We start from the raw sequence: 12,852 nt of genomic DNA, 5'->3' as shown, positions 1-12,852 counted from the left end.
ATCCTCCTTACAGTTTGCGGCGTTTCATCCAGACCACAAATCCGGTGATCAGGAATACCACGGGAATCACAATGATAAACAATGCGCTCCATAACCCGCCCGATGTTATCATATTATAGGTAATATCCAGACTCTTGCTTGGAATGGACAGGGTGGTCACTCCCGGCATTTTGTAGGAAACCGCGTTCATGAATATGGTCAGATTGGTAATATTTGGAAAACTGGTAAGTATGTCGTCTGAGATCAGTTCAGGCGCTGCGATCACAGTGAACACAGACGCCGTATTCTCCTCCTCATTGACGGTTTCCACAGCGGCTGCGGCCAGGACGTAGGTGCCCTCTGTCTTTTCCTGTGTGGCAGGGTCAACCAATATGCCGGAATCCGAAGTGGTCAGGAAGGGGGTTACGGTCAGGCCGTCCCTCAGGTCTTCCTGAATGGTCATGCCTGAGGGCTGAATTGCCAGGGCAGCCTGTTTGGAGTCCACCCCGCTTAACAATCCGCTGGAAAAGTCATATTCAGGGATTACATAGAATGGATTGTTGTTGTAAAAATGCCGGGGGGCCGAGTCTGCCACAAACCCGTTCTTTATATCCATTCCATACTGTGAACACAAGCCGGACAGGTTGGCAAGGCGATTCTGGGTCACTCCTGACAGGAGCAGCAGATGACCGCCGTTTTTCAGATAATCTGTGAGGGCGGTTGTTTCATCCTGGCTTATATCCGTCTGGGGATTGTTGATGATCAGCAGGCCGCAGTCCTGCGGGATCGTGCTGTCCGTCATCAGGTTCAGATCCGACAGTATCATGCCGGACTTTTCCAGGGCATCCTTTACCGTGGCTGACAGAGCGGATTCCTGGTGTCCTGTGAGTGTGTACACCGCAGTCTCATTGTCGTTGGTCACATAGCTTACAGCGCTTGTGATCTGTCCTTCTCCGTCAAAGGCGGTTTCCTTGATCTGTTGGTACTGATAGTAGGCCATGAGGTCGATCTGGATGATATCATTAAATGAGACAGCTGTCTTCTTGCCTGTCTCTTCGCAGACCACCAGCACCTGGCCCGGCTGGGCATCCAGGGTGGTCAGCACATCCGGGTGCAGGACAGGGTCGTCCTCCACCACACGGATGCGGGGAGACTGGTCAGCGTACAGGCTGACAAAGGATCTGATCCTTTCATCCACCGAGTCCGGACTGGCTATGATGTGGATGGTAACATCCTTGTCAAGCTTAGACAGGATATCCTTTGTGGTGTCTCCCAGGGTAAGGATCTGGTTAGTGCTTAAATCCCATTTCCTGTATTTGGCCGGGATCTTCCCTATGATTAAGTTGGCTATGATAATGGCAGCAATGACCACAATGGTAAACAGCGCCATATAGCTGCCCTTTTTTAATTTCCTTGTCATGTTTTCCTCCTTGATATGGTGAATCCTGTTATGTCAACTCCATCTGCGTTTTTGTGTGGACTGGACCGTGAGAAAAAGAAGGATAGCGGCAGCGCTGACATAGTATACCAGGCCCCCGATATCCAGTATATGGGTGCCGGCGATATTGTTAAATACATCGGTTAGCACGATCTTTCCCAGGATGTCCGTGAGGGCATGCTCTAACAGGCTTTGTTTCACCAGGTAAGTGCCTGCCAGGCCCATAACGCCCAGGGCTTCCAGACCAAGGGCCAGGGGCACATGGCTTGTGAGGCGGTACATGACAAAGCAGACCAGGCTCCAGAGAATCAGCAGCCCGGCCAGGGAGCCAAGGGCAGTGGTGGGCATGAAGCTTAAAAGCCCGGGCCACAGGATCAGGAGGAGAAGGATGCCAAAGGTCCCGGCCGCCGCAATGAGCTGGCTCTCGGTAAGGGAGGAGATAAACAGCCCGATGGCGATGTACACGCAGCCCAAGAGGAAAAATGCCAGAATAGAGGCGTAGTCCTCAGCCAGATAGGCGGTCCCGTTGGCCTTGATGATCAGCGGGCAGAGGCAGGCAATGGCCATAGGAACCGCGAATACGGTGATCATGGACAGGTATTTCCCCATAATGATCCCCCACAGGGATACCGGGGATGTGAGAAGCATCTGATCAGTGCGGGAGCGCCGTTCATCGGCCATGCTGCGCATGGTGAGGATGGGGACCGCGATCATGAGTATCATCAGGGTGGAGTTCAGTGTGTATGAAAAGTAGGGGTATCCGTTTATCATGTTATATACCATGAAGTAAATGCCCATAAACATGGTCAGGAACGCAATGAACACATAACCTGTCATGGAATAGAAATAGGATTTCAGTTCACGTTCATAGATCGCTCTCATGGGTTTCGTCCTCCTTTTCCTGTGTTGGGGAATCCATAGCCCGGTCAAGGGAGGATCCGGTGCCTGGATCATTGGTTTCGTCTTCTGAATAATTAGTTTCGTAACCTGGATCTTGGCTCTCCGTCAGTGTTCCTTCTGTCAGTTCCAGGAACACCTCCTCCAGGGACGCCTTAGATGCGCTCATGGACAGGATGGGCATGCGGTTTTCGGCAAAGGCATAGAAGAGCTGTTCCCGCACATCCATGGACGCATCCATGGACGCATCTGCGGACGCATTCCCGGCATTGGTTCCGATCTGAAGGTTCAGGCGGCAGACAGGGTTTCCCTCCTCCTGGGACACTGCGCCTATCGATACGGATGGGATATCCTTAAGAACACGGCAGATGGAATCCGCATCACCCTTTACATCCAGCTCCAGTGCGGCTGAGCCCTCCAGCCGTTGCTCCAGATTTTCCGGAGTGTCGCTGGCGATCAGCTTTCCCCGGGAGATGATCATAATATGGTCACAGACAGCGCTGACTTCCGAAAGAATGTGGGAGCTGAGGATGACCGTGTGCTTTTTCCCCAGGTCGCGGATCATATCCCGGATCTCAATGATCTGCTTGGGATCCAGTCCCACGGTGGGTTCATCCAGTATGATCACATCCGGTTTCCCCAGAATGGCCTGGGCCATCCCCACTCTCTGCCTGTAGCCCTTGGAGAGGTTCTTGATCAGGCGTCCCTGTACGTCCGTGATCTTTACCAGTTCCATAACCTCCTGAATGGACTCTTCCCGTTTGTCTTTTGGAATTTTTTTTAGTTTCGCAGCAAATTCCAAATATTCCCTTACAGTCATATCCAGATAAAGGGGCGGTACTTCAGGAAGGTAGCCCATGCGTTTTTTTGCTTCCCCCGGTTCATCCAGTATATTGTGGCCGTCTATGAGGACTTCCCCCTCCGTGGCGCCCAGATAACCCGTCATGATGTTCATGGTGGTTGACTTTCCCGCGCCGTTTGGTCCCAGGAAGCCGTAGATCTGACCGTCTTCCACCGTAAAACTCAGATGGTCCACGGCCAGGCGGCCGCCGTAATCCTTTACAAGATTTTTTACTTCGATCACTGATTGAATCCTCCCGTCTGTTTTTATTCATCTCATAGTTGTAAAATTAAAATGTGATGAAAATGTGATTAATTTATAATATTTTTAATAAGATTCCGTTTTCATTTGGCAAAGTATCGCATAAACACGCAAAATATCGCACAAAATATTGCAAGAAAACTCTTGCCCTAAGTAGCTGATGTTGGTATAATATAGGACAGTTGGTAAAAATATAACATATAAGATGTACGAGATGCCTTCGGGCATCAGAATGGAGGGAACAATGAATCAGATTGATACCATGTCGGTCAACGCAATCCGCGTTCTGGCAGCAGATGCTGTGCAGAAGGCAAAGTCAGGCCATCCAGGACTTCCTTTAGGTTCAGCGCCAATGGCTTATGAACTTTGGGCAAACCATATGAACCACAACCCTAAAAACCCCCAGTGGAAGAACAGGGACCGTTTTGTACTTTCAGGAGGCCATGGATCCACTCTTCTTTACTCACTGCTCCATCTCTTTGGATATGGCCTTACAAAGGAAGATATAATGAACTTCCGTCAGATGGATTCCCTGACCCCGGGACATCCGGAATATGGCCATACGGTGGGTGTTGAGGCCACCACAGGACCTCTGGGCGCCGGTATGGGCATGGCGGTGGGCATGGCCATGGCTGAGGCACATCTGTCGGCCGTATTCAACAAGGACGGGTATCCGGTGGTAGACCACTATACATACGTCCTGGGCGGAGACGGGTGTATGATGGAGGGGATTTCCTCTGAGGCATTTTCACTGGCAGGGACCCTGGGTCTTGGAAAGCTGATCGTGTTCTATGATTCCAATCAGATCTCCATTGAGGGAAGCACGGATATTGCATTTACCGAGAATGTCCAAAAGCGCATGGAGGCATTTGGCTTCCAGCTGCTGATGGTTGAGGACGGCAATGACCTGGATGCCATTGGAAAGGCTATCCAGGAGGCAAAGGCTGATACCACACGTCCTTCCTTTATCACGGTTAAAACACAGATCGGTTACGGCTGCCCGGCTAAGCAGGGCAAGGCCAGCGCCCATGGCGAGCCTCTGGGTGAGGACAACGTGGCCGCTATGAAGGAAAACTTAAACTGGCCGTCCATGGAGCCGTTTTATGTACCGGATGAGGTATATGCCAATTATAAGGCACATAGTGAAAAGGGCGCTGAGACAGAGGCAAAGTGGAACGCATTATTTGATGAATACTGTGGTAAATACCCTGAGATGAAGGAACTTTGGGACAAGTTCTATAACCCGGAACTGGGTAACGAGGTATATGACAACGAGGAGTACTGGGCGTATGACGAGAAGCCGGATGCAACCAGAAGCTTATCAGGAAAGCAGCTTCAGAAGCTTAAGAACCTGATGCCCAACCTGATCGGCGGCGCGGCCGACCTGGCTCCCTCCACCAAGACATATATGGCGGATATGGGAGATTTTTCCAAGGATAATTACGCCGGACGCAACCTGCATTTTGGTGTCCGGGAACTGGCAATGGCAGCAATCGGTAATGGTCTGATGCTTCATGGAGGCCTTCGGGCATTTGTCTCCACCTTCTTTGTGTTCAGTGATTACACCAAGCCAATGGCAAGACTGTCCGCGCTGATGGGAGTTCCCCTGACCTTTGTATTTACCCATGACAGCATTGGCGTGGGTGAGGACGGGCCTACCCATGAGCCCATTGAGCAGCTGGCCATGCTGCGCTCCATGCCCAATTTCCATGTGTTCCGTCCCGCGGACGCAACAGAGACAGCCGCCGCCTGGTACAGCGCTGTCTCCTCATCCAAGACGCCTACCGCCCTGGTGCTTACAAGGCAGAATCTGCCGCAGTTAGCCGGGTCCGGCAAGGAAGCCTTAAAGGGCGCGTATATTCTGGAGAATTCCGCCAAGGAAGTTCCGGACGCCATCATCATTGCAACCGGTTCAGAGGTGGAACTGGCTGTTGGAGCAAAGGCAGAGCTGGCCAAAGAGGGTATGGATGTGCGCGTTGTCAGCATGCCGAGTATGGATGTATTTGAGGAGCAGCCTGAGGAGTACAAAGAGGCAGTGCTTCCTAAGGCAGTGAGAAAGAGGGTAGCAGTGGAAGCCCTGGGCGATTTCGGATGGGGCAGATATGTGGGCCTGGACGGAATAACCGTTACCATGAAGAGCTTTGGCGCCAGCGCTCCTGCAGGGCAGCTGTTTAAGAAGTTTGGATTTACAGTGGAGAATGTGGTGGCTGCGGTTAAATCCCTGTAATCCCATAGCAAAAAAAGAAAGCGTTGATCATAAGGGAATCCCTGACCGGAAAAAGAATGGCGGTCAGGGATTCTTTTGTATAGGGCTTTCATATCCGGAAGGGGGATGTTGAACATTTTCGTTCTCAATGGTATAATCTGGTCAATACAGGATAAAGAGGGCAGGCACATGATCAATTTCTTAAAAGAAGAGCATGTAAACAGTGATATTATCAGGGGAATTGAGGGATTTCGGGCTGACTATCCGGCGGATGCCGGGGATCAGGAACGGATTCCTGCGCCCAAATGCCAATACTATGGGCGGGAAATATGGGAACAGGCTGCAGCGGCCCTGTTGTGCGGCCAGAATCTTTTGCTGGCAGGGCCAAAGGCAACGGGAAAGAACATACTGGCCGAGAACCTGGCGGCGGCGTTTGGCCGCCCTCTTTGGGACATTTCTTTTCATGTGAATATGGATGGAGCGGCCCTGATCGGAGCAGATACCTTTGAGGATAACCGGGTGGTGTTCCGCCCCGGGCCCGTGAGCTGCTGCGGGGTGAGCGGCGGCTTTGGAATCCTGGATGAGATCAATATGGCCAGGAATGAGGCCCTGGCAGTGCTCCACAGCATATTGGATTTCAGAAGGGTCATTGATGTGCCTGGTTATAACAGGATCAGGCTGAGGGAGGAGACCCGGTTTATTGCAACCATGAATTACGGTTACGCCGGGACCAGGGAATTGAATGAGGCATTGGCTTCCCGGTTTGTGGTCATAAACATGCCCGTGATCTCCCAGGACAGCTTGGAACGCCTGCTGAGAACCCAGTTCCCCCGTCTGAGAGACAAGTATGCCAGGCAGTTTGCCCTTTTGTTCCAGGAGATCAGGATAAAGTGCCAGAGCGGTGAGATCTCCACCAAGCCCCTGGACCTGAGAGGGCTGCTGAGCGCCCTGGAACTGATGGAAATGGGAGTGGGGGCATATCAGGCACTGGATATGGGGATTACCAACAAATCCTTTGATCCCTATGAACAGACTCTGATAAGGGATATGATCCGAAGCCGGATACCAAAGGGGCTGGACGGGGAAAAACTGTTTTCAGAGCGGATATGAGGAAGAACATCCACCTAAAGAGGAGGGAGTTTCAATCGAAGGGAAAGAGGAATACAGATTGCAGCGCCGGAGAGCGCTGAATATGATATGGACAGCGGCGGAGGATTATTCCTTCCGCCCGGTTTTCATGGCCTTTGACAGGGAGGGAAAGGCGGATTTGTATCTCAACAGTGTGATCGGATGGACCCACAAATGGTACGGGGGCGGAAGTCTGGAGGCATTGCCCCGCGCCTTTGAGGGCGCGGCCTTTCAGGATCTGTACGATACGGTGTACTGGCTCTGCATGGAGACGTGCGTCTATGAGCAGGAGCGGGAAGACCGTCCTGCGGTTCCGGAATTAAGGCGGGAATATGCCCGGCGGATATTGAGGGACTCTGGGAGTGACGGGGAGCAGGAGCTGGCAGTTACCCTGAGAAATGCCCACTTTGGCAAGGCGCTGGGGGTCAGGACCGTGCTGCTGCCCAAAGAGCAGCGGCTGGTCCGTGACATGGATATGAAGGGAAAGCTGACAGAGGCGGAAGTGGAAGCCCGGATCCGGATGATCCTGAGGGAATATTTTCATTTTCGGTGTGATGTGCCTGAGGAAGGGATTGGGACTGGGCGGCGGAGGCATTTCCGGAGGGGAAAGCTGTTTTTGAAAAAGCCGGCTGTCCGTTTTATGATAACACGCCTGGATGATCCGGAGGAGGATTATGAGGAGGAGGCCGGGGAAGAAAAGGACAAAGATCCCGGTAGAAAGAACGGCAAAAAGCCCGGGGAAAAGGAAGGTGAGGGAAAGGAAGGCCGTACAGGCCGGCTGGGGAATTTCCTGGGCGAACTGTGGGAAGCCGGCAGGGATGAGTGGAGCCGGGAATATATAGAGACATGTTTTGGAAGCCCGGTGTACCATGTGCGTGAACTGCAGCGGATCGAATCACTTCTGTGCACGGGCAGCCATGAGGGCTGCCATCTGTACTTTACCAAAGGGGAGAGACGGATTACGGCCGGTTCGGGCAGTCCCCGGGGCAGGCTGGAAAAAGAAGCCCAGGGCCGGCAGCGCATAGCCCTGGAGCAGGAAAAGAAGAACCGGGAATACTATGAGGCTCACAGGGATGTGCACCAAAACTGTATTCTCAGGCTGAAGGAACAGATTGCAAATACCCTTCTTATTGAGCAGGAACCGGAATCAGTGACTGCAAGAATGGGAAAACTGAACGGAAGAAGGGTGTGGAGGGAGCGGTGCCTGGGGGATATGCGGGTGTTTGACAGGGAGATTATCAATGACACGGCTCCTTTTTCCGTGGATATTATGCTGGACGGTTCCGCCTCCCAGCTCCACAGGCAGGAGATGATCGCCTCCCAGGGGTATATCATAGCCGAAAGCCTGCGCCTTTGCCGCATCCCGGTTCAGGTGTATTCCTTTTGCAGCTTTTGCGGGTATACGGTTTTTAATATATTGAGGGAATATAAAGACAGGGACGGGAACCGGGATATGTTCAGGTATTCCGCCTGCGGATGGAACCGGGACGGACTGGCTTTAAGAGGGGCGGGATATCTTATGGAGCAGTCACAGTACCCCAACCGGCTTCTTATCATACTCACAGATGCCAGCCCCAATGACGATAAAAAGATCCCCTCACAGGGAGTGTGGTTCAAAAAGACGGAATATGAGGCGGAGACAGGGATCCGGGATGCGGCGGATGAGGTGAGGAAGCTGAGGAAAAAGGGGATTCGGGTCATAGGTGTCTTTTATGGCCTGGATCAGGAGCTGGAGGGAGCCAGGAAGATATATGGCAGCAGCTTTGTAAGGATCAGGGATGCCGGACAGCTGGCCGACACGGTGGGCGGGTTGATCCGGGAAGAGGTGAGAAGAATGGAGGAATCATGCCAGTAGATGCGTTAGAGCTATTTTCGCGGCCAACGGCCCGGTGGTTTTTAAAGACATTTGGAGCGCCCACAACAGTCCAGGAGGAGACCTGGCCCGCCATTGCCGCCGGCCGCTCCGTGCTGGTCAGTGCGCCTACGGGAACAGGAAAGACACTGTCCGCATTTCTTGTATTTATAGACAGGCTGAATGCCATGGCCCGGGAGGGGAGGCTGAAGGAGGAGCTGTACCTGATCTATGTGTCTCCCTTAAAATCCCTGGCAGGGGATATCAGGGAAAACCTGCGCCGCCCCCTGGATGGGATCTGCCAAGAGACGGAGCTGATGGGAGAGGGGAAGATGCCGGATGGTCTCCGGGTGGCGATCCGCACCGGGGACACGCCCCAGAAGGACCGGCAGAGAATGGTCAGGCATCCGCCCCATATCCTTATCATCACGCCGGAATCCCTGTATCTGATGCTCACCTCCAAAACAGGGCAGACCGTGCTGAGAACGGCAAAGGCAGTGATCGTGGATGAGCTTCATGCCCTGATCGATACAAAAAGGGGCGCCCATCTGATGCTTTCCATTGCAAGGCTGGACTGGCTCTGCAAAAGGCCGCTCCAGCGCATCGGACTGTCGGCGACCATTGAACCCCTTGACCTGGCCGCGGCATATCTGTCCCCGGAGCCGGCCCTGATCTGCGCTCCGGCCATGGACAAGCAGGTGAGGATCCAGGTGCTGGGGACCATGCCGGCCCAGGGCAGGAGGAAGGATCCTGTGTGGGAAGAACTGGGACAGGCAGTTTACCGCCAGTGCCTGCAGTACAGGAGTGTCATTGCCTTTTCCGAGGGCCGCCGGTATGCGGAGAAACTGGCTTACTATGTCAACCTTTTGGGAGGGGACGGTTTTGCCAGAGTGCATCACGGCAGTCTGTCCAAGGAGGCTCGGGCCGGGGTGGAGCAGGCTTTAAGGGACGGAAGTCTGCGGCTTCTGTGCGCAACCTCCTCCATGGAGCTGGGGATCGATGTGGGCGAGCTGGACCTTGTTCTGCAGATCGGCTGCCCGCGCACCGTGTCCAGCACCATGCAGCGTTTGGGACGGGCCGGTCACAATCCGGGGAAGGTAAGCGTTATGTATATGTATCCCCGGACCGCGCCTGAGAGTGTGTACTGCGGAATGACGGCCCAGGTGGCCAGGCAGGGAGGAGTGGAGCACACCAAGCCGCCGCGGCTGTGCCTGGATGTGCTGGCCCAGCATCTGGTCTCCATGGCAAACGGGGAAGGCTACACGGTGGAGGATGTGATGGAGATCCTTGCCAGGGCCTATTCCTTTCAGGATGTGATCAGGGAGGATGTGAAGGACCTGCTTTGTATGCTGGCCGGGGACTATGAACACAGAAGGGATGTTCCGGTCCGTCCAAGAGTCCTGTATGACAGGATCCATGAGCGGGTGGACGGGGACGCATACAGCCGGATGCTTGCAACGGCAGCCGGAGGTACCATACCGGATAAAGGCCTGTACACGGCCAAGACCGAAGACGGGGTTAAATTAGGTGAACTGGATGAAGAGTTTGTCTATGAGTCCCAGCGTGGGGATAAGTTCATGCTGGGCTCCTTTGCGTGGAAGATCGCAAGGATCGATAAGGATACGGTTTATGTCACCCAGGTGTCAGCAGAGGGAGCCAGGCTGCCTTTCTGGAAAGGGGAAGCCAGGGGGCGCACCTTAAAGACCAGTCTGGCGTTTGGCAGGATCCTGGGCAGGCTGGGGGAGGCCGGGGAACAGGGAAGGCTGGGGGAAGAACTGGCCGGCCTGGGATTGGACAAGGCATCGGTGATCAGTGCCGAAAGCTTTCTGAAACGGCAGATGGAAGCGGTGGGAGGGCTTCCTGACCACAGGACCATAGTGGCGGAACATTTTACCGACCACACAGGTTCACACCAGGTGATGGTCCACGCCCTTTTTGGACGCAGGGTCAACGGACCGTTATCCCTTCTGCTGCAGCACATGGTAAGGACCGAATACGGGTTTGACACAGGCTGTGTGGATGAGGAGGACGGGTTTATGCTGTACCCCTACGGGCAGGAGACGATCCCGGAACAGCTTTTATACCGGCTGGATCCGGACCGGGTACGGGATATACTGGAAGCACTGCTGCCCGTCACCCCTCTGTTTAATATGACATTCCGGTATAATGCTGCCAGGGCGCTGATGATGGGCATGAAACGAAACGGCCGCCAGCCTTTGTGGATGCAGCGGCTGAAGAGTACGGAAATGCTGGATTCCCTGATGCATGAGAAAAACCATCCCCTGATCCGGGAGACAAAGCGGGAATGTCTGGAGGATCACTGGGACATAGATGGAGTGATGCAGATCATCCATGGGATCCGCGCCGGCTCCATAAAGGTGCGGGAGGTCTGTACCGATGTGCCTTCCCCCATGTCCCTGCCTCTCCAGTGGCAGGCGGAGTCGGCGGAAATGTATGAATATTCCCCCACCACACCCGGGATCCGCCAGGCGGTCTATGACGAATTAAAATACATGGAGGGGATCAGGCCTGCATCCAATGTCCTGGAAAAGCAGCAGGAACGGACAAAGCTGCCAGGGGATGAGAAGCAGCTCCATTCCCTGCTGATGATAGAAGGGGACCTGATTGCAGGAGAACTTGAGGTACCGGTGGAATGGCTGGAACTTCTGGCAGGGCAGGGGCGGACGCTTTACATTGAGCCGGGGCTCTGGATCGCTGCGGAGCAGGAGGAACTTTATGAAAAAGCCCTGTCCGAGGGGGGACTTGAGGAAGCTGCCTCCATTGTGCGCAGAATGCTGCGCTACCGCGGGGGACAGACCGCGGACCAGATCAGGGAGCGATATTTCCTGACCCCGGAGAGGACAGAGGCAATCCTTGCCCGTCTTCTGGAGCAGGATGAGATCGTGGAGTGGGAGCATGTTTTCTACCATAAAAAGCTGTACGACAGAGCCAGACAGTCCACACTTCGCAGTATGCGTCTGGAGACATCCACCCAGCCCGGCGCCCACTACGGCGCATTGCTGGCCCGGAGGGCAAAGCCATATACCACGCCCGGGGACCAGTTAAAGAAGACCCTGGACCTGTATTACGGGAGAATGTTCCCTGTCAGGCTCTGGGAGTCGGTGATACTGCCCCGAAGGGTCAGGCATTACAGCGGGGGGATGCTGGATAAGCTGCTGGCGGAGGGGGATTATTTCTGGAAAATGGGAGAGGACGGCGCGCTGTGTTTCTGCCGGTATGAGGATATTGACTGGGATGCCCCGCTTCCTGATGCAGAGGAACAGCTGGAGGGGGATGAAAGGCTTTTGTACGGGGAACTGAAACGCAGAGGCGCCAGTTTTTTAAGATTTCTCACAGACATCCCAAAAGAAAAAAGCGCCCAGGAGGTGTTGCTGAGCCTGGCGGAAAAGGGGCTGGTATGCGCGGACAGCTTCGTGCCGGTACGCCAGTGGCAGAACCGGGAAAAGGTAAAAAAAGCCACTGCAAGGCAGCGGGCCAATGCCCGGGTAATGGCCTTGTCAGCAGGGCGCTGGGATATTGTGCGCCCATTAAAAGCAAAGTCCATGGAGGAGTGGCTGGACCTGTTTTTCCTTGAGCAGCCTGTCATGTGCAGGGAGACATTTGCAAGGGCTGCTGCGGCCTGCGCCGGTTCGCCTTACGGTTTGGCGGGTCACGATCCTGCGGGTCCTGGTTCCGTTTCCGCCGGGCCCTCATGGAGTTACCAGCAGGCCATGGAACTGCTCAGGATCTGGGAGTATACCGGAAGGGTGCGCAGAGGGTACTTTGTGGAAGGAATGTCAGGGGCCCAGTTCATACGGAAGGAAGAGTATGAGGGGATCACAGCTGTGCTGAAGACGCCGGAGGACGAGGTGGTATGGCTGAATGCATGGGACCCTGCCCAGATATGGGGAAAGGCTCTGGAACAGCCTGAGGGCAGGGATTTTTTAAATGTACCCGGAACCGCAGCCGGCCTCCGGTCAGGACGCATTGCCGCGGTTATGGAACGCCAGGGCAAGGTGCTGCGCGTATTTGAGACAGAGGTGTTGGAGCAGGTACTGAAGGAATTTATTAAGGAGTTCCAGGGAAAGGCCCTGTTTCCGGAATTAAAGCGGCTGATCCTTAAGGAATATCCAAAGGAGTCTGAGGATGTGCTGAGGGGAGCCGGTTTTGTGAAGGAAATGAACGACTATGTGCTGTACCGGTGAGAAAATTAAAAGGAATCGTCTGTCCTAAAAATCCCCAGGGCAGAC

The 12,852-nt window shown here is 54.1% G+C and carries 7 protein-coding genes; 4 read left to right on the top strand and 3 right to left on the bottom strand.

The features are described 5' to 3' along the window. Positions 1-7 precede the first annotated feature (7 nt). From HMPREF9469_RS07920 to HMPREF9469_RS07910, 3 genes are read right to left on the bottom strand one after another with little or no spacing between them, the layout of a single operon-like run. A complete protein-coding gene (locus HMPREF9469_RS07920) occupies positions 8-1,399 on the bottom strand; it encodes a GldG family protein (protein WP_007860781.1) in 1,392 nt (463 codons plus the stop codon). Positions 1,400-1,432: 33 nt separating this feature from the next. Continuing rightward, positions 1,433-2,299: an ABC transporter permease subunit gene (locus HMPREF9469_RS07915; protein ID WP_007860779.1), complete on the bottom strand. Its 867-nt coding sequence runs from the start codon at positions 2,297-2,299 to the stop codon at positions 1,433-1,435. Next, positions 2,283-3,398: an ABC transporter ATP-binding protein gene (locus tag HMPREF9469_RS07910; RefSeq protein ID WP_007860777.1), complete on the bottom strand. Its 1,116-nt coding sequence runs from the start codon at positions 3,396-3,398 to the stop codon at positions 2,283-2,285. Before HMPREF9469_RS07910 ends, HMPREF9469_RS07915 begins: the two co-directional genes overlap by 17 nt. Positions 3,399-3,660: 262 nt before the next feature. Between HMPREF9469_RS07910 and tkt the strand changes: the two genes are divergently transcribed. From tkt to HMPREF9469_RS07890, 4 genes are all read left to right on the top strand, one after another. After that, complete coding sequence (tkt, locus tag HMPREF9469_RS07905; protein ID WP_007860775.1) at positions 3,661-5,643, top strand: transketolase; 1,983 nt, start codon at positions 3,661-3,663, stop codon at positions 5,641-5,643. Between the two features lie 168 nt (positions 5,644-5,811). Further along, positions 5,812-6,732, top strand: coding sequence for an AAA family ATPase (locus HMPREF9469_RS07900; RefSeq protein WP_007860774.1), 921 nt, complete (start codon positions 5,812-5,814; stop codon positions 6,730-6,732). An 82-nt stretch (positions 6,733-6,814) separates the two neighbouring features. Beyond that, on the top strand, positions 6,815-8,605 hold the full coding sequence (locus tag HMPREF9469_RS07895) for a vWA domain-containing protein (protein WP_007860773.1): 1,791 nt from the start codon (positions 6,815-6,817) through the stop codon (positions 8,603-8,605). After that, the gene (locus tag HMPREF9469_RS07890) at positions 8,596-12,807 is read left to right on the top strand and encodes a DEAD/DEAH box helicase (RefSeq protein WP_007860772.1); all 4,212 of its coding nucleotides are present in this window, start codon (positions 8,596-8,598) and stop codon (positions 12,805-12,807) included. Before HMPREF9469_RS07895 ends, HMPREF9469_RS07890 begins: the two co-directional genes overlap by 10 nt. The last annotated feature ends 45 nt before the right edge of the window (positions 12,808-12,852 follow it).

The sequence above is a fragment of the [Clostridium] citroniae WAL-17108 genome, assembly GCF_000233455.1.
GTDB lineage: Bacteria > Bacillota > Clostridia > Lachnospirales > Lachnospiraceae > Enterocloster > Enterocloster citroniae.
This window is presented reverse-complemented; position numbering and strand designations above follow the sequence as displayed.

Excerpts from the sequence above, each read along its gene's own strand:
- HMPREF9469_RS07900 (WP_007860774.1), top strand. The coding sequence starts at position 5,812 with ATGATCAATTTCTTAAAAGAAGAGCATGTAAACAGTGATATTATCAGG.
- HMPREF9469_RS07915 (WP_007860779.1), bottom strand. The coding sequence starts at position 2,299 with ATGAGAGCGATCTATGAACGTGAACTGAAATCCTATTTCTATTCCATG.
- tkt (WP_007860775.1), top strand. The coding sequence starts at position 3,661 with ATGAATCAGATTGATACCATGTCGGTCAACGCAATCCGCGTTCTGGCA.
- HMPREF9469_RS07895 (WP_007860773.1), top strand. The coding sequence starts at position 6,815 with ATGATATGGACAGCGGCGGAGGATTATTCCTTCCGCCCGGTTTTCATG.
- HMPREF9469_RS07920 (WP_007860781.1), bottom strand. The coding sequence starts at position 1,399 with ATGACAAGGAAATTAAAAAAGGGCAGCTATATGGCGCTGTTTACCATT.
- HMPREF9469_RS07890 (WP_007860772.1), top strand. The coding sequence starts at position 8,596 with ATGCCAGTAGATGCGTTAGAGCTATTTTCGCGGCCAACGGCCCGGTGG.